Source organism: Variovorax paradoxus (assembly GCF_009755665.1).
GTDB lineage: Bacteria > Pseudomonadota > Gammaproteobacteria > Burkholderiales > Burkholderiaceae_C > Variovorax > Variovorax paradoxus_G.
In genome coordinates this window covers 1,169,909-1,191,456 of the sequence record NZ_CP046622.1, presented here as the reverse complement: position 1 = coordinate 1,191,456, position 21,548 = coordinate 1,169,909, and the positions used below count along the sequence as shown (strand labels likewise).

Here is a 21,548-nt window from a genome sequence, read left to right as displayed (position 1 = left end):
CAGCGCAAGCCGGGCGGCTTTTTGGCGTTTTTCAACTCGCGCGGCCACGCCTGCTTTGCAGCAGTCCCACATTCATTTCCCCGTTCAGGACCGAAGCGTAGAACCGCTCGACCATGTTCACGCTCGTGCGCGCATTGCGCGCCAAGGTCAGCATGTCGATGCCCTGCCCGTACAACAGCCGCAATGTGATCGCGGTGTGGCGCAGGCAATAGAGCGTTCTCGACTGGCCGAGCGGCCCCTTCTCCAGCGCGGTGACCTCGAGCGCCCAATGGAAAAGAAAATTGAGCACTGCGAGCGCGTGTTCACGATTCTTCAATTGCGGCATGAAGATGTAGTCTTCCGCGCCACCACAGCCTTGCTCGCGACGATGAGCAAGCAGGGATTCATAAACCCGCACAGCCGGACGCAGGCTCACGATGGGCTGGCTGTGCCGCTTGGTTTCGGGCAAATTCATTCGCAGATAGACGTGCTTTCCGCGCACCATCTCTATGTGCTTGTGCTTCATGAGCTTGATGTCGCTCGGACGAACGAAGGTGTTCACCATCCAGCGAATCAACCAGGGGAGCTCCTCCGGCATGACGAGCAACTCGCGTGCGATCCAGAAGCGCTCGCCGGCCTCGAGTTGGTCGAGTACCGGATGCGGTTGTCCGCGCAACTTGCGCGCAGCCGCCACAACGGCCCGGTACTCCGCCACGCTGAAGCTGCCGCGCGGCTGGCTGCGCACCTTGACCTTCGGAAACGCCGGCGCGCTGCGAAGTACACCGATGTTCACGCCGTGCGTGATCACTTTGCGCAACAGCACCAGGTACTGCGCAATGGTCGTGCTGGTGAAGCCTTGCTCCCCCAGATGGTCGATCAGGCGTTGCGCGTCGGACGTGGCAAATGCCTGCGCCTGCACGGCACCCAGGAGCGGAACGATGTGGGCTCGCAACCGGTTGCCCATCACCTGCCAGGTGGGCCGTCCGATCTCCCCGCGTTGTACGCGCGCAGCCTCTGCCTGCATCAGTCCTTTGGAAAGGTCGCTGACAGAAACTGATAACAAATTTTGCTCATTTGTTAACTGATTTGCGGGCGCATGAATCGCGGGATAAGCACGCGCAAAAAATCCTGAATCGTTCGCAGCTGGGGCTCTTTGAATGAGGTTTATGACATTTGTGTCCATGTCATATCCGCAAGCAATCCCGATGCCTCTTATCATCGTCAGTTATCAAATGAAAACTCCCTTGGAAAAAATCGTGCGCGATGCCCCTGTTCCGGCGCTGACGCCTGCCGACTATCTCAGAAAAATTCTGAACGCCCGCGTGTACGACGTGGCGGTCGAATCCGCACTCGAGAAAGCAAATGCGCTCAGCCAACGGCTCGGCAACACGGTGCTGCTCAAGCGTGAAGACCAGCAGCCGGTCTTCAGCTTCAAGCTGCGCGGCGCGTACAACAAGATGGCGCATCTCACGCCCGAGCAGCTGGCAAGTGGGGTCATCTGCGCATCGGCCGGCAATCACGCGCAAGGCGTGGCATTGGGCGCACGCAAGCTGGGTACGCGCGCGGTGGTGGTCATGCCGGTGACGACACCCAGGCTCAAGGTAGATGCGGTGCGCGGTTTCGGCGGCGAGGTCGTGCTGCATGGAGACAGCTATTCCGATGCCTATCTGCATGCGCTCGAACTGCAGGCGCAGCAGGGCCTGACCTTCGTGCATCCGTTCGACGATCCGGACGTGATTGCGGGCCAAGGCACCATTGCGATGGAAATCCTGCGGCAGCACCAGGGGCGGCTCGATGCGGTCTTCGTCGCGATTGGCGGCGGCGGACTCATCTCGGGCGTGGCCAACTACATCAAGGCGGTGCGCCCGGAGATCAAGGTGATCGGCGTGCAGATGAACGACTCCGACGCAATGATGCAATCGGTGGCGGCGCGCCAGCGCGTGAGCCTGCCCGACGTGGGGCTGTTTTCAGACGGCACCGCGGTCAAGCTCGTGGGCGAAGAGACATTTCGCGTCGCCAGCAACCTCGTTGACGAATACATCGCGGTCGACACCGACGCCGTGTGCGCGGCCATCAAGGACGTCTTCGTCGACACCCGCAGCATCGTGGAGCCGGCGGGCGCGCTCGCGGTGGCCGCCATCAAGCAATACGTGGCCGGGCACGGCCGCCACGGCGAAACCTACGCAGCCATCTTGTGCGGCGCCAACATGAATTTCGACCGGCTGCGTTTCGTGGCCGAACGGGCCGAGGTCGGCGAAGAGCGCGAAGCGCTGTTCGCGGTCACGATTCCCGAAGAGCGCGGCAGCTTCCGCCGCTTCTGTGAACTGGTCGGCGAAATGCCGGCCATCGAATCGCAGGAAACGGGCTCCACCGGCGGCGCGCTGCGCAATGTGACGGAGTTCAACTACCGCATCAGCGACGCGGCCAAGGCGCACGTGTTCGTGGGCCTGACCACGTCGACGCGCGGCGAATCGAGCACCATCGCGCAGACCTTCAACGCCCACGGCTTCGATGCGCTCGACCTCACGCACGACGAGCTCGCCAAGGAACATCTGCGGCATCTGGTGGGCGGCCGCACGGGCCTTGCGCACGACGAGCGCCTGCTGCGCTTCGTCTTTCCCGAGCGCCCGGGTGCGCTGCTCAAGTTTCTGAACCTGATGCGGCCGAACTGGAACATCAGCCTCTTCCACTACCGCAACCAGGGGGCCGACTACGGCCGCATCCTGGTCGGCCTGCAGGTGCCGGCCAGCGACGCGGCGGCCTTCGACGCCTTCCTCGAAACGCTGGGCTATCCCTACGTCGAAGAGACGTCGAACCCGGCGTATCGCCTGTTCCTGCAGGCCTGACCGGAGCGCCCGCCTATTGCGCGAGTTGCGCAGGTGCCGGCGGCGGCATCTGCTGAGGTTGTTGCGGTTGCTGAGCTTGCTGAGCAGCCGCATCGGCCGGAGGCGGTGCCATCACCGGAGGCACGGTGGCCGGGAAAAGTCCTGTAGGCCGGGCCGCTGGCGAAGGCGCAGCCGGCATCGTCGGCCCCCCCGGACTGCCGATGCTGATCGGCGCCCGCACCGGCAACTGCAGCGTGAATGCCGCGGGGCCCTGCGCGCTGGTGCCGAGCGTTGCCGCACGCACTCCCACCGACTGCAGCACGTAGTTGTCGCCAACGCGCGAACCGACGCGGAACGGGCGCGGAGGCTTGCCGTCGATGGAAATCAGCGCGGCGCCCTGGTTGAAAGGGTCCGCCACCACGCCCGAAAGGGTAAAGCGGCTGGCCGCTTCCGGCGCTGCGGGCGCCGCTTCCGTTGCGGAAACCGCCCCCAGCAGCCGCGCAACCGCATCCGCATCCGCCGAAACAGCCGCTCGCGGCATTGTTGCCGCCGCGGCTACGGGTTCGGTCGGGCTCGCGAGCCGCAGTCCCCAGAACACCGCGGCGCCGGCTGCCAGCGCCCAGAGCCCCGTGGTTGCAACGGGGGCGTGCCAGCGGGCGGCGGAATAGGGACTTGTCATGGCCGCGGATTATCATGCAGCGCGCTTTCCGAAACATGTCATCCAAGCTATGAAAAAAATCCTTCGCGACGCAGCCCGCACCGCCCAGCGCGGCTTCACGCTGATCGAATTGATGGTGGTGCTGGTCATCATCGGTGTGCTTGCCGCGCTGATCGTGCCGAACGTGATCGAGCGCGCCGACGACGCCCGCGTGACCGCCGCCAAGACCGACATCAACAACCTGATGCAGGCGCTCAAGCTCTACCGCCTGGACAACCAGCGCTACCCCACCGCCGAGCAAGGCCTGCAGGCGCTGCTCACGCGCCCCACTGCCGGCCCGGCCGCGCCCAACTGGAAGCCCTACGTCGAGAAACTGCCGAGCGATCCGTGGGGCCATCCGTACCAATACATGAATCCGGGTATCAAGGGCGAAATCGACGTGCTCTCGCTCGGCGCCGATGGCCAAGCCGGCGGCGAGGGCAAGAATGCCGACATCGGCAGCTGGCAGTAGCCGCACGCGCGGCTTCACGCTGCTCGAGCTGATCGTGGTGATCGCGATCATCGCGATGGCCACTGCCGGCGTGAGCTTTGCGCTGCGCGACAGCAGCGCCGCCACGCTCGACCGCGAGGCCGACCGGCTGGCCGCGCTGCTCGAATCGGCCCGCGCCCAGTCGCGCGCAAGCGGCGTGGCAGTGCGTTGGCGCATCGTGGAAGGCGGCGGCTTTGTCTTCGACGGATTGGCCCCCGATGCGCTGCCCAGCGGATGGGCTTCCAGCGGTATCACTGCCCAGGCATCGCTGGCAGGCGGCGCCCCGGTTGCCGCCGTGCAGCTGGGCCCGGACCCGATCATTGCCGCGCAGCAGATCGAGCTGTATTCCGAAGGCCCGCCCGCGCGCTCGCTGCGCATCGCAACCGACGGCTTGCGGCCCTTCACCGTCACCACGCCATGAGCATTCGGCAGCGTTCGGCATGCGGCGGATTCACGCTGATCGAAGTGCTGATTGCGCTCGGCATCGTGGCGCTGGCGCTGGCGGCGGGTTCGCAGGCCACCATGTCGCTCACGCGCAATGCGCAGCGCCAGTCGGATCTTCTGCTGGCCGACCTGTGCGCAGAGAACGAGCTCGCGAAGGCGCGGCTCGCACGGCAAATGCCGGCGGTGGGCGATTCGGGTTCGATCTGCGTGCAGGCCGGCGTTTCGTTCAACGTGACCACCTCCACCATAGCCACGCTCAACCCGAATTTCCGGCGAGTGGACGTGCAGGTGCGCGATGAATCGAACGCCCCGGTGCTGCGCATCTCTACCGTGGTGGGCCGCTTCTGATGCGCCGCACCGCACGCCAGCAAAGAAAAAGCCGGCCGGGCTTCACCCTGATCGAACTGCTCGTGGCCGTTGCCGTGATGGCGCTGCTGGCGCTTGTAAGCTGGCGCGGGCTCGACGGCATGTCGCGCGCCACCACGCAGAACCAGCAGCGCGCCGACGCGGTGCTGACGCTGCAGACCACGCTGGCGCAATGGAGCGCCGATCTCGACGCGGTGACCGCGCTGGCGCAAACCCGCCCCATCGATTGGAACGGCCGCGTGCTGCGGCTCACCCGGCGCGGCAGCGATGCGGCGGCGCCCGCCATGCACGTGGTGGCATGGACGCTGCGCTCCGGTGCCGACGGTACCCGCTGGCGGCGCTGGCAGTCGCCGCCCTTCACCACGCGCGGCGAATGGCAGCAGGCCTGGAACATGGCCGCCTCCTGGGCGCAGGAAGGCGGCGCCGGAGACGTCGCCCTGATGCCGGTGGACAGCTGGCAGCTCTACTACTTTCGCGAAAACACCTGGACGCCCGCGGGCGAGTTGCCGACCGGCGCACCCAATCCGGCGAACCTCTCCAACCCGACAGGCGCCACCGTGAACATGCCTGACGGCATTCGCCTGGTGCTAAGCCTCGCTCCCGGCGAAGGGCTGGCGGGCACGCTCACGCGCGACTGGGTCAAACCCACGGTGGGGGCGCCGCGATCATGACCGCACCCTTCCTCGCAAGCCGCCAACTCTCGCACCGCCAACGCGGCGCCGCTTTGCTCGCGGCGATGCTCACCGTGATGCTGGTCGCGACCTTCTCCGCAGCGGCGCTGTGGCAGCAATGGCGCGCGTCCGAGGTCGAAGCCGCCGAACGCGGGCGCGTGCAGGCCGCGTGGGTGCTGATCGGCGCGCTCGACTGGTCGCGCCTCATCCTGCGCGAAGACGCCCTCACCGGTGGGCCCGACCATCTGGCCGAGCCGTGGGCCGTGCCGCTCGCGGAGGCGCGGCTCACCAGCTTTCTGTCGGCCGAGAGAAACGTGGCGAGCGACAACCTCGAAGGCCTGCCCGACGCGTTTCTGTCGGGCCGCATCGTCGATGCGCAGTCCAAGCTCAACGTGCTGTCGCTGGTCGACGGCAACAAACCCGTACCGGCGAGCGTTGCCACCTTCACCAAGCTGTTCAACATCCTGGGCCTGCCGGCCTCGGAGCTCAGCGTGATGACGAGCTCGCTCGTGCGCGCACTGGCAACTGGGACTGACCCGGCCGGCGGAGGCGATGCCGGCGCCGCGCCGCTCATGCCGCAAGAGGTTTCGCAGCTGGTGTGGCTCGGCCTTTCGCCGTCGACCGCGGCCGCCCTCGAGCCCTACGTGACGGTCCTGCCGATACGGACTCCGCTCAACATCAACACCGCAAGCGCCGAGGCCATCAGCGCCAGCTTGCCCTCCCTCACCATCAGCGATGCGCGCCAGCTGGTCGAAAAGCGCACCCGCTCGTTCTTCAAGCAGATTGCCGATGCCAACGCCACCCTCCCCAACGGCGGCACGCAGTTCAATGCCGCCCAGCACAGCGTGAGCACCCAGTTCTTCGAGGTCTACGGCCGGCTGCGGCTCGACCGCACCTGGGTGGAAGAGCGCTCGCTGCTGCAGCGCGACGGCGTCACCGTGAAGACGATCTGGCGCAATCGCGGGGCCGGCATGACGGCCCCTCCGGCTAAACCCTGAGTGCGGCTTCTTCCACCGGTTTTCTTGCCCCAAAAGCATCGCCCAATGCCCGTCGTATCTACGTCACACGCTACAAATAAAGTAGCGCCCGCGCAATAACCGCGCCCCTACAATCACCCGCCCTTCCGAAATCGAAATGACACCGCTGTTGCTCATTGCCCCCCTTCCTCCGGCGGACGCCGCGGGCGAGTACGACTGGGCCCAGGCAGGCGACGACGGCATCGCTTTGCGCAACCATGGCCGCGCGCTGCTCCCGCTGCTGCCGGCCAGCGCGGAAGTCACGCTCGGCATTCCCGCCGCGGCACTCTCCTGGCACCGCGTCACCCTGCCCAAAGGCAGCATGGGCAGCACTTCCAAGCTGCGCGCCGTACTCGACGGCCTGCTCGAAGAGCATCTGCTCGACGAACCCGAGGCATTGCACTTTGCACTCGAACCCGATGCCAAGGCCGGCGCGCCGGTGTGGGTGGCGGCCTGCAACCGCATCTGGCTGCGCAGCGTGGTGCAGGGGCTCGAGTCGGCGGGGCGGCGCGTGGTGCGCATCGTTCCTGAATTCGCACCGCAACCGGCCGACGGCCCGCCGCTCTTGCAGATCACTGGCGAAGCCGAGGCGCCGCAACTCGCGGTGTGCGACGCCGACGGCGTGGTGTCGCTGCCGCTTGCGGGTGCCGGGCTGGCGCTCTCCGGCAGCCTGCCGCTCGATACCGCGGTCATCACCGCCGAACCCGCCGTCGCCGAAGCCGCCGAGCAACTGCTCGAGCGCCGGGTGCCCATCGTGCAGGCGCCGCAGCGCTGGCTGCAGGCCACGCGCTCGCCCTGGGAGCTTGCGCAGTTCGATCTCGCCGTCACCGGCCGCGCCCGCGCCGGCAAGAAATTTGCATCTGTGGTCCAGACGCTTCGCTTCGCGCCCGAATGGCGCGCCGCGCGCTGGGGCGTCATCGCCCTGCTGCTCACGCAACTGGTCGGCCTCAACGCCTGGGCCTGGAAGGAACGCAATGCCCTCGACGCCAAGCGCCAGGCCGTCAAGACCATGTTGACCGAGACCTTTCCCTCCGTAAAGCTGGTGGTCGATGCGCCCGTGCAAATGGCCCGCGAAGTCGCGGCGCTTCAGCAGGCCGTGGGCGACGTCGCAGGCAGCGACTTCGAACCGATGATTGGTGCGCTCGCCACCAATCTCCCGCCGGGCCGCATACCCACCGCCGTCGACTACAGCGCCGGCCAGCTGCGTTTGCGCGGCCTGGGCCTGCAGCCTTCCGAGCTCACGCGGCTCTCCAGTGCCATGGGCCCGCGTGGCTACAGCGTGCGCGCCGAAGGCGATCTGCTGCTGGTGCAAGCCGAGGCTTCGCGATGAACGTCACCGAACAACTCCGGGCCCGCTGGGCTGCGCTCGAGCTGCGCGAGCGGCGCATGGTCGCCATTGCCGTGACGCTCGTGGCGCTCACGCTGCTGTGGTGGATTGCGCTCGCACCCGCCTTGCGAACCCTCACCGCGGCACCCGCCGAACACGCGCGGCTCGACGCGCAGTTGCAGCAGATGGCCACTTTGCAGAACCGCGCAAAGGCGCTGCAGGCCCAACCCCGGCTGAACCGCGACGACGCGCTGCGTGCCCTCGAAACTTCCGTGCGCCAGAGCCTGGGCACCAATGCCCAGCTCGTTACCGCCAGCGGCGATGGTGCCGCCACCGTCACGCTGCGCGCCACGCCGGACGACCTGGCCCAGTGGCTCTCGCAAGCACGCGGCAACGCCCACGCCGTGCCGCGCGAAGCCCACCTGACCCGGGCCGCCGCGGCGCCGCCGTCGGCGGGCAGCAAAGACCCGCAACCCCCGAAGGTGCGCTGGGAGGGCACGCTGGTGATGGCGCTGCCCGCGGCCCGTTGAGCACGAGCACCGCCGCATGGTGACGCGCTCTTCCCTTTCCGAACCCACGCCACCCCGCGGCTGGCGCTGGGCCTTGCTGGGCATCGTAATCGGCGCACTGCTCGCGCTTGTTCTGTTCGCGCCCGCCCGGTGGCTGGCCTCGGCACTTTCAAACTGGAGCCAGGGCCGGCTGCTGCTCGTCAACCCGCGCGGCACCGTCTGGAACGGTGCGGCGGCGGTGGTGCTTGCAAGCGGCGCAGGGGGCGCCGAGGCGGTGTCGCTGCCCGGCTCCCTCAACTGGCGCATGCGGCCCACCTGGAACGGCATGTTCGCCGTGCTCGACCTGCCCTGCTGCGCGGCCCGGCCGCTCCAGCTCAAGGCCAGCCCACGCGCGGACGGCATGCAGCTGCAGTGGGGCGACGGCAGCTCGCGCTGGCCCGCCACCTTGCTGACGGGCCTTGGCGCCCCCTGGAACACGCTCAAGCTCGAGGGCACGCTCGATCTTTCCACCAAGGCCTTGTCGATGCAGTGGGACGGCCCCGTGCTGCGCATCGCGGGCCAGGCCACGCTCGACGCCACCGATGTGTCGTCGAGCCTTTCCACCCTGAAGCCGATGGGCAGCTACCGGCTCACGCTCGAAGGCGGAAGCCGGCCGAGCCTGCTGCTGAGCACGCGCGAAGGCAGCCTGCAGCTGAACGGCAGCGGCAGCTGGAACGGCACGGCCTTTCGCTTCAACGGCGAAGCGAGTGCCGCACCCGGCCGCGAAGACGCACTTTCCAATTTGTTGAACATCATCGGACGGCGTGACAACACGCGTTCGATCATCACCCTGGGTTGATCATGATGAAGCCATTGACTTCGCACGGCAGCCGCCTCGGCATCGTTGCACTCGCAGCGCAGATGCTGATCGCCGCCACCTTCCTGCAGGCCGTGCCGCCCGCCTTCGCGCAAGCCGCCAGCCCCGATGCGCCGCGCCGTGGCGAACCCATCACGCTCAATTTCGCCAATGCCGACATCGAGGCTGTGGCGCGCACCATGGCAGTGGTAACCGGCCGCGACGTGGTGGTCGACCCGCGCGTCAAGGGCACCATGAACCTCGTCACCGACCGCGCCATTGCGCCGGCCGCCGCGTTCAACCAGTTTGCCTCCGCGCTGCGGCTGCAGGGCTTCGCGGTGGTGGAGTCCGAAGGGCTCTACAAGGTGGTGCCCGAGGCCGACGCCAAGCTGCAGACACAAACGGTCAATACGGCCACGCCCAGCGCAGGCTCGGTGGCTGGCAACCAGATCGTCACGCAGATCTTCAGGCTCAACTACGAGTCCGCCAACAGCCTGCTGCCGGTGCTGCGCCCGCTCATTCCGCCCAACAACACCATCAACGTGAACCCGGGCAACAACTCGCTCGTGATCACCGACTACGCGGACAACATGCGCCGCTTGAGCCGCATCATCGCGGCGCTCGACGTGCCCAACGCGTCGGACATCGAGGTGATTCCGCTCAAGCACTCGATTGCCACGGACATGCTGCCGCTGATCACCCGCCTAGTCGACGGCAGCGGCTCGGGCGCACCGGGCGCCGCCGCGCCGGGCACAGCCGACGCTTCCTTCCGCACCACCCTGATGGCCGACCCGCGCAGCAATGCACTCATCCTGCGCGCGGCCAATCCGGCGCGTGCCGCGCTGGTGCGCACGCTGGTCGAAAAGCTCGACCGCGCGCCTGCGGAAAGCAGCAACGGCGCGGCCGGCAACATCTACGTGGTCTACCTGAAGAACGCCGACGCCGTGCGCCTTGCGGCCACGCTGCGCGCCGCCATGGCCGCCAACCAGCTGCCCGGCACGCCGGGCTCACCGGGCGCTGCGGGCGGTGGTGGCCAGGCGCAGCCGCAAGCCAGCATTCCGCAGGCCATGCAGCAGACGAGCCTCAGCGGCCAAGGCGGCTCGGCGGCCGCCAATGCGCCGCTGAACAACGCCAACCAGCCCTCGACCGGCGGGCAGATCCAGGCCGACCCCTCCACCAACTCGCTGATCATCACGGCGCCCGAGCCGCAATACCGGCAGATGCGCGCGGTGATCGACAAGCTCGACGGCCGGCGTGCACAGGTGATGATCGAGGCGCTGATCGTCGAGGTCAGCGCCAAGAAGGCCGCCAACTTCGGCGTGCAGTGGCAAAGCGCGCTGGGCAACAACGCGGTCATCGGCACCAATTCGAGCCTGGCCAGCGCCAACATCCTGGCGCTGACACAGGCGCTGGCCACGCGCGACGTGGCCGGCGTGCGGCCTTCGTCGGGGCTGAACCTCGGCATCGCCGGCAAGATCGGCGGACAATACATCCTGGGCGCCATCGCAAACTTCTTCAACAGCGACGGCGACGCGAACGTGCTCTCGACGCCCAACCTGCTGACGCTGGACAACGAAGAGGCCAAGATCGTCATCGGCCAGAACGTGCCCTTCGTCACCGGCCAGTACGCCAGCACTTCGGGCTCGGTGGGCATCAACCCGTTCACCACGGTGGAGCGCAAGGACGTGGGCCTCACGCTGCGTGTGCGCCCGACCATCAACGAGAACGGCACCGTGAAGATGAGCATCTTCCAGGAGACCTCGACGGTCGACGGCAACACCATCAACAACCCCAACGGCCCGACCACCAACAAGCGCTCGATCGAATCGAGCGTGCTGGTGGAAGACGGCGGCCTCGTCATGCTCGGCGGGCTGCTGTCAGACGACTACGGCAACACGGTCGAGAAAGTGCCGGTGGCGGGCGACATTCCGGTGCTCGGCAACCTGTTCAAGAACGAGATCCGTACGCGCAACAAGAGCAACCTGATGATGTTCCTGCGCCCGGCCGTCATGCGCGACGGCGCCTCGACTGAAGCGTTTGCCTACGACCGCTACGACGAGATCCGCGGCATGCAGCAGCGCACGCAGCCGAACACCGACAACATCATGCTGCGCGGGGTGGACTCCGCACCCGTTCTGCCAGAAGCACCGGCGCCGCGCCCCGACCGCACAAGCAGCAGCAACAGCAGCAGCGAGCGCATCCAGGGCACGCAGCTCATTCCGCCGCCGCGCCCACCGGCCGACACGCGCAGCCTGCGCCCGAGCCCGCTGCGCGGCGCCTTACCGCCCACGGCCGACCCGACCAGCTCGCGCGAATTGCCCTGACGCCGCGGCCCGCCGCCCCTACGAAAACGCACCGCCGATCCTGCCCATGCGCCACCCCCTGCCCTACGCGTTCGCACGCAGCCAGCAGTTGCTGCTCGAAGAGGCCGACGATGGTCGCTACACGCTGTGGATGTCGAGCCATCCCTCGCGCAGCGCGCTCGGCGAAGTCACGCGCAAGTACGGCGTGCAGGCCTTCGAAGTGCTGGCCGACGGTCCGCTGGCGCAGCGCATCAGCGCGGCCTATGCGCAGGGCGAATCGAGCGCCGCCGCGGTGGTGAGCGAGGTGCAGAGCGACGCCGACCTCTCGCGCATGATGCAGGAACTGCCCGCGGTCGAAGATCTGCTCGAAAGCGCGGGCGATGCACCCATCATCCGCATGCTGAATGCGCTGCTCACGCAAGCCGCGCGCGACGGCGCGAGCGACATTCATATCGAGCCCTATGAGCGCACTTCGTCCGTGCGCTTTCGCATCGACGGCACGCTGCGCGAGGTGGTGCAGCCCAACCGCGCGCTGCACGCCGCGCTGATCTCGCGCCTGAAGATCATGGCCGACCTCGACATTTCCGAGAAGCGGCTGCCGCAGGATGGCCGCATCAGCCTTCGCATCGGCACCCGCGCGGTCGACGTGCGCGTTTCGACGCTGCCAAGCGCCCACGGAGAACGCGCGGTGCTGCGCCTCCTGGACAAGACCGAATCGAAGCTCACGCTCGAATCCGTCGGCATGCAGGGCGATACGCTGGAGCGCTTTGAAAAACTCATCGCACAGCCGCACGGCATCATCCTGGTGACCGGCCCGACCGGCTCGGGCAAGACCACCACGCTGTACGCCGCGCTGGCCCGGCTCGACGCGAGCCGCAGCAACATCATGACGGTGGAAGACCCCATCGAGTACGAGCTGCCGGGCGTGGGCCAGACACAGATCAACGCCAAGATCGAGCTCACGTTTGCGAAGGCGCTGCGCGCCATCCTGCGGCAGGACCCGGACGTGATCATGATCGGCGAAATCCGCGATTTCGAAACCGCGCAGATCGCCATCCAGGCTTCGCTCACCGGCCACCTGGTGCTCGCCACGCTACACACGAACGACTCGGTCAGTGCCGTCACGCGCCTCACCGACATGGGCGTGGAACCGTTCCTCTTGAGCTCGTCGCTCCTGGGCGTGCTGGCCCAGCGCCTGGTGCGCAAGGTGTGCACGGCATGCGGTGGCGCCGGCTGCGAGGTTTGCGGCCAGACCGGCTACCAGGGCCGCACTGGCATCTTCGAATTGCTGGTGGCCGACGACGAAGTGCAAGCGCTGATTCACGGCAAGGCCGCCGAGAGCCAGCTCTTCGAAGCCGGCGCCCGCGGCGGCCTGCGCTCCATGCGCGAGGACGGCGAGCGGCTGGTGCAGGCCGGCATCACGTCGCGCGCCGAGCTGTTGCGGGTCACACGCGAGTAATCTGTTCGCTCTGCCATGCCCGCCTATTCCTTCGAAGCCATCGATGCCAGCGGCCAGTCGCGCCAGGGGGTGCTCGAGGCCGACACTGCCCGCAGCGCCCGCAGCCTGCTGCGCGCGCAGGCGCTCATTCCGCTGTCGGTCACGCCGGTCGGTAGCAGCCACGTCAACGGCACGGGCAGCGGCGGCCTGCGTCGGTGGCTGGGTGGCGGCGCCAGGATCTTCAGCTCCACCGGTCTCGCGGTGTGGACGCGGCAGCTCGCAGGCTTGGTGTCTTCGGGCCTGCCGCTCGAGCGCGCACTGACGGCGCTCACCGACGAAGCCGAGACCGAGCCGCAGCGCAACCTCGTCGCGTCGCTGCGCGCCGAAGTCAACGCGGGCTCGCCCTTCGCGCGTGCGCTCGCGGCCCACCCGCGCGAGTTCTCGGCCATCTACACGGCCGTGATCGGCGCGGGCGAGCAGAGCGGCAATCTCGGCCTCGTGCTCGACCGCCTGGCCGACGACCTCGAAGAACGGCAGGCGCTCCAGCAGAAGCTCTTCGGCGCGGCGCTGTACCCGGCCATCGTCACGCTGGTGGCGATCGTGATCGTGATCTTTCTCGTGAGCTACGTGGTGCCGCAGGTGGCGCAGGTGTTCGCGGGCACCAAGCGCTCGCTGCCTTTTCTCACCACGGTAATGCTGTCGCTGAGCGCGGCAGTGCGCAACTACGGCTGGTGGATGCTGGGCGGCGTGGTGTTCGCTGCCATTGCCGCCCGCCTGGCGTTGGCGCAAGAAGCCTTTCGCCTGAAGTTCGATGCCGCATGGCTCAAGCTGCCGCTGGTCGGCAAGCTCGCACGCGGCTACAACGCGGCGCGCTTCGCAAGCACGCTGGCCATGCTTGCGACCGCGGGCGTACCCATCTTGCGCGCGCTGCAGGCCGCCTCTGAAACGCTTGGAAACCGCGCAATGCGTGCGGACGCACTCGACGCACTGGTGCTGGTGCGCGAAGGCGCGCCGCTCGCCTCGGCGCTGGCGCAGAAAAAGCGCTTTCCCGGGCTGGTGTCGATGTTCGCCCGCCTTGGCGAGCAGACCGGCACGCTGCCGCTGATGCTGCAGCGCGCAGCCAACCAGCTCGGCGCCGAAGTGCAGCGCCGCGCGATGCACCTGGCCACCATTCTCGAACCGCTGCTGATCGTGGCCATGGGCGGCGTGGTGATGCTCATCGTGCTGGCGGTGATGCTGCCTATCATCCAGCTGAACCAGTTCGTCAAGTAACCCCCGCCAGGGAATCCGAAAACTCATGCCCGTCACGCTCGAAGACAAGCTCGTGGTCGCGATATCGTCGCGCGCGCTGTTCAACCTCGAAGAAGAAAACAAGATCTTCGAGGCCGGCGACAACGAGGGCTACATGCAGCTGCAGCTCGACCGCATCGACGTGCCGGCCGCGCCCGGCATAGCGTATTCGCTGATCCGCAAGCTGCTGCGCTTCAACGACGACGGCGTGCAGCGCGTCGAGGTGGTGATCCTCTCGCGCAACGATCCGGTCTCGGGCATGCGCATCTTCCGCTCCAGCGCGGCCGCCGACATCAAGCTGCAGCGCGGCGTGTTCACGCAAGGCCGCCCGCCCTTCGGCTATCTGCGGCCGCTGCGCGCGCATCTGTTCCTTTCGGTCAACGCGCAAGACGTGCGCGAGGCGCTCAACGCGGGCTTTCCGGCCGCGCGGGTGCTGGTCGAATCGGTGAAGGCCAGCGATGCCTGGCCCAACGAAGTGCGCATTGCCTTCGACGGCGACGCGGTGCTGTTCTCCGACGAGGCCGAGCGCGTGTTCCAGGCCGAAGGCCTGGACGCCTTCCAGGCGCACGAGCTCAGCAAGGCCGACCTGCCGCTGCCCGAAGGCCCGTTCAAGCCGCTGCTGTCCGCACTGCACCGCCTGCAGCTGGCCGGCAATGCGCAGATGCGCATCCGCACCGCGCTGGTCACCGCACGCAGCGCGCCCGCGCACGAGCGTGCGATCCGCACGCTGATGAAGTGGAACATCCGCGTCGACGAGGCGATGTTTCTCGGCGGCCTGCCCAAGGGTGAATTCCTGCGCGAGTTCGAACCCGATTTCTTCTTCGACGACCAGACCGGCCACGTCGATGCCGCGGCACGCCACGTACCCGCGGGCCACGTCTCCAGCGGCATCAGCAACGAGGGCTGAGCCTCTCGCGGGGCGGGCGCCTTCGCGGCGCCCCGCTCCCTTGGCGCGTCCAGCGCTTTTGCGTTGTCATCGCTCCTTCATGGCGATGTAACGGGTTTTCCCTAGTCTTGCGGTCTGTCCGGTGCGGGGTGCCTTCATGGCGCCTTTTTTTCGTCGCATCCGACCGTCCATACACGACAACACCAAGGAACCCACCATGCGACTCTCCTTCCCCTCCGTGCGGCTCTTTTCCGCACTGGCCCTGGCCTGTGCCCTTTCCGCCTGCGGCGGCGGCGATGGAGGCGGCGGCTTCTCCGGTTTCCCGCCCGGCACCGGCGTGCCCACTACGCCTGAAACGCCGGCCAACCCGCCCGCACCCGACACGGGCGTGAAGCCCGAGATGCGCTGCGCGCCTTGAGCGCATCCACGCAACGCCCACCGCATCTCCTCATGACCAAACACAACAAGACCATGAACTCACGCCGCAAATTCCTGCAGGGCACGGCCACCACAGGTGCCGCCGCGCTCGCACTCGCCGCCTTCCCGCCGAGCATCCGCCGCGCGCTGGCCATTCCCGCCAACAACAAGACCGGCACCATCCAGGACGTCGAGCACATCGTCATCCTGATGCAGGAGAACCGTTCGTTCGACCAGTACTTCGGCACGCTCATGGGCGTGCGCGGCTTTGGGGACCGCTTCACCATTCCGCTGCCCGACGGGCGCAGCGTGTGGCAGCAACTCGACGACACGGGCAAGGAAGTGCTGCCCTACCACCTCGACGGCTCGAAGGGCAATGCACAACGCGTGGCCGGCACGCCGCACAGCTGGAGCGACGGCCAGGATGCGTGGGCCGGTGGGCGCATGCATGAATGGGTGAAGTACAAGAAAACCAAGACGGCGCCTTTCACCCAGTCGATGGGTTACCTCCAAGAGGCGGAACTGCCCTTCCAGTTCGCGTTGGCCAACGCGTTCACGCTCTGCGACGCGTACCACTGCAGCATGCACACCGGCACCAATTCGAACCGCATGTTCCTCTGGACCGGCACCAACGGCCCCACCGGCGCGAACGTGGCCACGGTCAACAATGAGTGGGACGGCATCGATAGCTCCGCCAACGGCTACAGCTGGAAGACCTATCCCGAGCGCCTGCAGGAAGCCAAGGTCAGCTGGATCGTCTACCAGAACATGCCCGACAACTTCACCGACAACTCGCTGGCCGGCTTCAAGCAATACCGCCTCGCCAACGAAGCCTCCGGCAAACCAGTGAGTGGCAGCGCCATCTCGCCTGCCTACGATCCGGCCAGCGACGACGCCGGCAATCCGCTCTACAAGGGCATTGCCAACACCATGCCCGACGGCGGCTTTCTCGAACAGTTCCGCCAGGACATCAAGAACGGCAAGCTGCCCCAGGTGTCGTGGATCGTCGCGCCCGCTGCCTATTCCGAGCACCCCGGCCCTTCGAGCCCGGTGCAGGGTGGCTGGTACACCCAGGAAGTGCTCGACGCGCTCACCGCGGTGCCCGAGGTGTGGAGCAAGTCCGTGCTCTTCATCAACTTCGACGAGAACGACGGCTACTTCGACCACGTGCCTTCACCGGCCGCACCGTCGATCAACGCCGACGGAACGCCTGCCGGAAAAACCACGCTGCCGCTCGAAGCGCTCTCGGCCGAGTATTTCAATCACCCGAGCCCGCCCGGCACCACCGACCAGCCCCCGCCCGATGGCCGCGTCTACGGCCCCGGCGTGCGCGTGCCGATGTACGTGATCTCGCCATGGAGCCGCGGCGGCTGGGTCAATTCGCAGGCCTTCGACCACACCTCGGTGATCCGCTTCATCGAAGCGCGCTTCGGCGTGAAGGAAACCAACATCAGCGGATTCCGCCGCGCGGTGTGCGGCGATCTCACCAGCGCCTTCAACTTCGTGTCGCCCAACGACGAAGCACTGCCCACGCTCGCAGGCCGCAAGACCAAGGCGCAGGCCGACCAGCTGCGCACGGATCAACAGGCACTTTCGCAGGTGCCGTTTCCGGCGCTGCCTCAGCTGCCGCTTCAACCCAAAGGCACGCGCCCCTCGCGCGCGCTGCCCTACGAGCTGCACACGAGCGCCCGCATCGACGTCACCGGCGGAAAAGCCCAGCTGCTGTTTACCAACACCGGCACGGCCGCCGCGGTGTTCCACGTGTACGACAAGCTCAACCTCGACCGCCTGCCGCGCCGCTACATGGTCGAGCCCGGCAAGACGCTGGACGACGCCTGGAACTCGCTGAGCGACAACAGCGGCTTCTACGACCTGTGGGTGCTGGGTCCGAACGGCTTCCATCGCCACTTCAAGGGCGACCTGAACGCCCTTCGCAGCGGCGACGCGGCCGCGCCTGAAGTGCGCGTGTGCTACGACATCGCCAACGGCAACGTGTACCTGGAAATGCTCAACGGCGGCAAGAATGCCTGCAAGTTCACCGTGCGCGCCAAGGCCTACCGCACCGACGGCCCGTGGACCGCGACGGTAGCGGGCGGCGCCAAGGCCGAACTGCACTGGGAGCTGGCTAGCAGCGGCGCCTGGTACGACTTCGAGGTGACCTGCGATGCTGACGCGAAATTCGCGCGCCGCTTTGCAGGCCGTGTGGAAACCGGCAAGCACTCGGTGAGCGACCCCGCCATGGGCCTGGCCGACCTGTGAGGGCTGCACACGCAATGAACTCACGCCGCAGATTTCTCACAGGCGCTGCCACCACGGGCGCCGCGGCGCTCGCGGTCTCGGCCTTTCCGCCGAGCATCCGGCGCGCACTCGCCATTCCCGCCAACAACAAGACCGGCACCATCCAGGACGTCGAGCACATCGTCATCCTGATGCAGGAGAACCGTTCGTTCGACCACTACTTCGGCACGCTCATGGGCGTGCGCGGCTTTGGCGACCGGTTCACCATTCCGTTGCCCAAGGGCCTGAACGTGTGGCAGCAGACCGACGCCAGCGGAAAGCTGGTGCTGCCCTATCACCTGGACAGCCGCAAGGGCAACGCACAGCGCGACGGCGGCACGCCCCACGACTGGGCCGACAGCCAGAACGCCTGGGACGGCGGCCGCATGTACCAGTGGCCGCGCTACAAGACCAGCAAGGCGATGGGCTACCACAAGGAGGCGGAGATCCCGTTTCAGTTTGCGCTGGCCAACGCCTTCACGCTCTGCGATGCATACCACTGCAGCATGCACACCGGCACCGATGCGAACCGGGCCTTCCATCTCACCGGCACCAACGGTGCGACCGCCGCCGGCACAGCCTTCGTTACCAACGAGTGGGACTGGGTCGACGGACGCCCCGAATCGGTGAACACCGGCTACACATGGAAGACCTATGCCGAGCGCCTCGAAGAAGCGGGCGTGCGCTGGATCAGCTACCAGAACATGCCTGACGAATGGGGCGACAACATGCTGGGTGCGTTTCGGCAGTTCCGCCAGGCCAACCTCGACTCGGGCTTTCCGGTGTCCAGCGGCGGCAAGCCGAACACGCCCTATGCCAACACCGGCCAGCCGCTGCCCTACCGCGCCTACGACCGCGCCACCGACGACGCGAAGAGCCCGCTCTACAAGGGCGTGGCCAACACGCTGCCGGGCACCCGGCCCGAGGACTACCTGGACGCCTTCAGGCGCGATGTCCGCGAAGGGAAGCTGCCCCAGGTGTGCTGGATGAACGCGCCTTCGATCTACTGCGAGCACCCGGGCCCGTCGAGTCCGGTGCAAGGCGCATGGTTCCTGCAAGAGGTGCTGGACGCACTCACGGCCGTGCCCGAGGTCTGGAGCAAGACCGTGCTGCTCGTCAACTTCGACGAGAACGACGGCTACTTCGACCACGTACCCTCGCCTTCAGCACCATCGCCCGTCGGCGACGGCGCCTTTGCCGGCAAGACCACGCTGCCCGATGCGGACCTGGCTCCGGAATATTTCACCCAGGCGGCGCCGCCCGGCAGTACCAAGCAGCCTGCGCCCGACGGCCGCGTGTATGGCCCCGGCCCGCGCGTGCCGATGTACGTGATCTCGCCATGGAGCCGCGGCGGCTGGGTCAACTCGCAGGCCTTCGACCACACGTCGGTGATCCGCTTCATCGAAGCGCGCTTCGGCGTAAAGGAGCCGAACATCGGCGCGTTCCGGCGCACGGTGTGCGGTGACCTCACCAGCGCCTTCAACTTTGCCAACCCGAACGACGAGCCTCTGCCCACGCTGGCGGGCCGCAGCACCCGCGACCAGGCCGACCAGTTGCGCCTGAGCCAGGAGGCGCTGGGCCAGGTGCCGCTGCCGATCGACCCGCAGCTGCCACGCCAACCGACCGGCACCCGCCCCTCGCGCGCGGTGCCTTACGAGTTGCACGTCAGCGCGCGCGCCGATGCGGTGGCCGGCACGGTGCAATTGCTGTTCTCGAACACGGGCAAGGCGGGCGCGGTGTTCCACGTGTACGACAAGCTCAACCTCGGCCGTCTGCCGCGCCGCTACACGGTGGAAGCAGGCAAGACACTCGACGACACCTGGAATGCGGCCGTCGACAACAGCGGCTTCTACGACCTATGGGTGCTTGGCCCCAATGGCTTTCACCGCCACTTCAAGGGCAACCTGGACGCGCTTCGCACGAGCGGCGCCAACCCTGAAGTACGGGTGTGCTACGACATTGCCAACGGTAATGTCTACCTCGACATGCGCAACGGCGGAACAAAGAGCTGCAAGTTCACTGTGAGCGCCAAGGCTTACCGCAATGACGGCCCGTGGATTGCAACGGTCGACGGCGGCGCCGCGGCCGAACAGCACTGGGAGCTCGCCACCAGCGGCCAGTGGTACGACTTTGCCGTCACCTGCGATGCCGACCCCGGCTACCTGCGCCGCTTTGCCGGCCGTGTGGAAACCGGCAAGCACACCGTGAGCGATCCGGCGATGGGCCTGTCAGACCTCTGACGAGCCTTGCATCGCGGCGGCGCGGGCGTTGCGCGCTACGCCGCCGCGGTGCGAAGCCACAGCTTGCGAACCCTGAACGTCAGCAGTGCCGCGATGCTGACGTTCAGCAGGTTCCACCCAATGCCGTTCAGGAACGCCGCGTGGTAGCTGCCGGTCAGATCGAAGATCTTGCCCGACATCCAGCCGCCCAGCGCCATGCCGAAGAGCGTGAACATCAGCACCGTGCCGACGCGCGCGCCTGCTTCCGCGGGCGGAAAGTGCTCGCGCACGATGATGGCGTAAGACGGCACGAGCCCGCCCTGGAACAGGCCGAACAGCGCCGAGATCACATACAGCGGCACCAGCCCGTCGAACGGCAGGAAGAGCAGCAGCGCCACGCACTGCAGCACGCCACCAAGCAGCAGCGTGCGCAGCCCGCCGATGCGGTCGCAGATGGCGCCCGACACCAGCCGGCTCACCACGCCGAAGCCCAGCATCAGCGACAGCATCTGCGCACCCCGCGCGGCGCCGTAGCCGAGGTCGCCGCAATAGGCCACGATGTGGACCTGCGGCATCGCCATGGCCACGCAGCAGGCCACGCCCGCCACGCACAGCAAGCCTTGGGCGGTGCCCATGCTGAAGCCGAAGGGCCGCATCATGTCGCGCACCGGCGCAGCGCTACTGGATGTCGCTCCCACCGGCGCGGCGGCCAATGCGGGTGGCCGTGCACGGAAGAACAGCGCGAGCGTCGCCATCGCCAGGCCACAGAAAATACCCATGCCGATGTAGGTCTGACGCCAGCCGACCGTCTCGATGAAGTGCTGCGCAATGGGCGGCCAGATCGCGCCGGCCACATAGTTGCCGCTTGCGCACACAGCCACCGCAATGCCGCGCCGCTTGACGAACCACAGCGACGTGTCGGCCACCAGCGGCGCAAAAGCCGCGGCACTTCCCAGCAAACCGACCAGCACGGCCTGCGCCGCAATGAAGGCGATGATGTTGTCGGCCATGCCGCACGCAACATAGCCGACACCGAGGCTCAGCGACCCGATCAGCAGCGGCCACATCACACCGAAGCGATCGGCGAGCCGGCCCATCAGCACGCCGCCCACGCCGAAGCCCAGCATCAACAGGGTGTAGGGCAAGGAGGCATCGGCGCGCGCAACGCCGAACTCGGCCTGCACCGCAGGCAGCATCACCGACACCACGTACATGCCGCTGCTGCCGACCGTCATGACCAGCAGGGTGATGCCGAGCCGCAGCATGGCATAGCGCGAATCCGCCTGGTGGATAGTTGTCTCTGGTGTTCTCATTGTTTTTTCTCCGCACCGAGAATACCCCCGGATGCGAAGACGCATGGACGCGAGCGCGCAATGCCCGGCGGCGCGCGGCCACCTGGCGCCCGATGCGGCGAATCAGCCTGCGGACAGCGCCGGCACCACGACATTCGCCGAAGCCTTGGGCATCGGCCCACCCGGCTTGGGCTTGTCGTTGCAGCCGGCCGTCACCAGGCCGATGCAGAACAGAAGAACGAAGGCTGTGCTTCTCATGCGGCGGAT

General features: G+C 67.2%; 20 protein-coding genes. 16 read left to right on the top strand and 4 right to left on the bottom strand.

What is annotated here, in order from left to right; translation table 11 throughout:
- Positions 1-31 precede the first annotated feature (31 nt).
- Entirely contained in the window at positions 32-1,162 is a 1,131-nt protein-coding gene (locus tag GOQ09_RS05480; protein WP_157612367.1) for a hypothetical protein, read from the bottom strand.
- 49 nt (positions 1,163-1,211) lie between these two features.
- Here GOQ09_RS05480 and ilvA point away from each other — a divergent pair, with 49 nt between their 5' ends.
- A complete protein-coding gene (gene ilvA, locus GOQ09_RS05475; protein ID WP_157612365.1) occupies positions 1,212-2,825 on the top strand; it encodes a threonine ammonia-lyase, biosynthetic in 1,614 nt (537 codons plus the stop codon).
- A gap of 13 nt (positions 2,826-2,838) precedes the next feature.
- On the opposite strand, the gene GOQ09_RS05470 is transcribed toward ilvA, so the two are convergent.
- Entirely contained in the window at positions 2,839-3,483 is a 645-nt protein-coding gene (locus tag GOQ09_RS05470; protein ID WP_157612364.1) for a type II secretion system protein N, read from the bottom strand.
- A 49-nt stretch (positions 3,484-3,532) separates the two neighbouring features.
- Here GOQ09_RS05470 and gspG point away from each other — a divergent pair, with 49 nt between their 5' ends.
- From gspG to GOQ09_RS05395, 15 genes are all read left to right on the top strand, one after another.
- Positions 3,533-3,973: a type II secretion system major pseudopilin GspG gene (gene gspG, locus GOQ09_RS05465; protein WP_157612362.1), complete on the top strand. Its 441-nt coding sequence runs from the start codon at positions 3,533-3,535 to the stop codon at positions 3,971-3,973.
- Complete coding sequence (locus GOQ09_RS05460) at positions 3,948-4,412, top strand: GspH/FimT family pseudopilin (protein ID WP_157612359.1); 465 nt, start codon at positions 3,948-3,950, stop codon at positions 4,410-4,412. Before gspG ends, GOQ09_RS05460 begins: the two co-directional genes overlap by 26 nt.
- Positions 4,409-4,783, top strand: coding sequence for a type II secretion system minor pseudopilin GspI (gene gspI / locus GOQ09_RS05455; protein WP_157612357.1), 375 nt, complete (start codon positions 4,409-4,411; stop codon positions 4,781-4,783). The genes GOQ09_RS05460 and gspI overlap by 4 nt, the downstream gene beginning before the upstream one ends.
- Positions 4,783-5,472 (top strand): PulJ/GspJ family protein, encoded by a 690-nt coding sequence (locus GOQ09_RS05450; protein WP_157612354.1) that lies wholly within the window; start codon positions 4,783-4,785, stop codon positions 5,470-5,472. Before gspI ends, GOQ09_RS05450 begins: the two co-directional genes overlap by 1 nt.
- A complete protein-coding gene (gene gspK / locus GOQ09_RS05445) occupies positions 5,469-6,470 on the top strand; it encodes a type II secretion system minor pseudopilin GspK (RefSeq protein ID WP_157612352.1) in 1,002 nt (333 codons plus the stop codon). The genes GOQ09_RS05450 and gspK overlap by 4 nt, the downstream gene beginning before the upstream one ends.
- Before the next feature lie 136 nt (positions 6,471-6,606).
- The gene (gene gspL, locus GOQ09_RS05440; protein ID WP_157612350.1) at positions 6,607-7,818 is read left to right on the top strand and encodes a type II secretion system protein GspL; all 1,212 of its coding nucleotides are present in this window, start codon (positions 6,607-6,609) and stop codon (positions 7,816-7,818) included.
- On the top strand, positions 7,815-8,345 hold the full coding sequence (gene gspM / locus GOQ09_RS05435; RefSeq protein WP_157612348.1) for a type II secretion system protein GspM: 531 nt from the start codon (positions 7,815-7,817) through the stop codon (positions 8,343-8,345). Before gspL ends, gspM begins: the two co-directional genes overlap by 4 nt.
- 16 nt (positions 8,346-8,361) lie before the next feature.
- Positions 8,362-9,162, top strand: a complete 801-nt coding sequence (gene gspN, locus GOQ09_RS05430) for a type II secretion system protein N (protein WP_157612344.1) — start codon at positions 8,362-8,364, stop codon at positions 9,160-9,162.
- A gap of 2 nt (positions 9,163-9,164) precedes the next feature.
- Positions 9,165-11,483 carry a type II secretion system secretin GspD gene (gene gspD, locus GOQ09_RS05425; protein WP_157612342.1) on the top strand — a complete coding sequence of 773 codons (2,319 nt, stop codon included), beginning with the start codon at positions 9,165-9,167 and terminating at the stop codon, positions 11,481-11,483.
- 46 nt (positions 11,484-11,529) lie between these two features.
- On the top strand, positions 11,530-12,921 hold the full coding sequence (locus tag GOQ09_RS05420; RefSeq protein ID WP_157612340.1) for a GspE/PulE family protein: 1,392 nt from the start codon (positions 11,530-11,532) through the stop codon (positions 12,919-12,921).
- Positions 12,922-12,936: 15 nt separating this feature from the next.
- On the top strand, positions 12,937-14,172 hold the full coding sequence (gene gspF, locus GOQ09_RS05415) for a type II secretion system inner membrane protein GspF (RefSeq protein ID WP_157612338.1): 1,236 nt from the start codon (positions 12,937-12,939) through the stop codon (positions 14,170-14,172).
- 25 nt (positions 14,173-14,197) lie between these two features.
- A complete protein-coding gene (locus GOQ09_RS05410) occupies positions 14,198-15,097 on the top strand; it encodes a 5'-nucleotidase (RefSeq protein ID WP_157612336.1) in 900 nt (299 codons plus the stop codon).
- Between the two features lie 196 nt (positions 15,098-15,293).
- On the top strand, positions 15,294-15,494 hold the full coding sequence (locus GOQ09_RS05405) for a hypothetical protein (protein ID WP_157612334.1): 201 nt from the start codon (positions 15,294-15,296) through the stop codon (positions 15,492-15,494).
- 53 nt (positions 15,495-15,547) lie between these two features.
- Entirely contained in the window at positions 15,548-17,752 is a 2,205-nt protein-coding gene (locus tag GOQ09_RS05400; protein ID WP_157616597.1) for a phosphocholine-specific phospholipase C, read from the top strand.
- A gap of 14 nt (positions 17,753-17,766) precedes the next feature.
- A complete protein-coding gene (locus GOQ09_RS05395) occupies positions 17,767-20,010 on the top strand; it encodes a phosphocholine-specific phospholipase C (RefSeq protein WP_157612332.1) in 2,244 nt (747 codons plus the stop codon).
- 35 nt (positions 20,011-20,045) lie between these two features.
- Here GOQ09_RS05395 and GOQ09_RS05390 read toward each other — a convergent pair whose 3' ends face one another.
- On the bottom strand, positions 20,046-21,302 hold the full coding sequence (locus GOQ09_RS05390) for an MFS transporter (RefSeq protein ID WP_157612330.1): 1,257 nt from the start codon (positions 21,300-21,302) through the stop codon (positions 20,046-20,048).
- Between the two features lie 102 nt (positions 21,303-21,404).
- Complete coding sequence (locus tag GOQ09_RS26480; RefSeq protein ID WP_260590408.1) at positions 21,405-21,539, bottom strand: hypothetical protein; 135 nt, start codon at positions 21,537-21,539, stop codon at positions 21,405-21,407.
- Between the last annotated feature and the right edge of the window lie 9 nt (positions 21,540-21,548).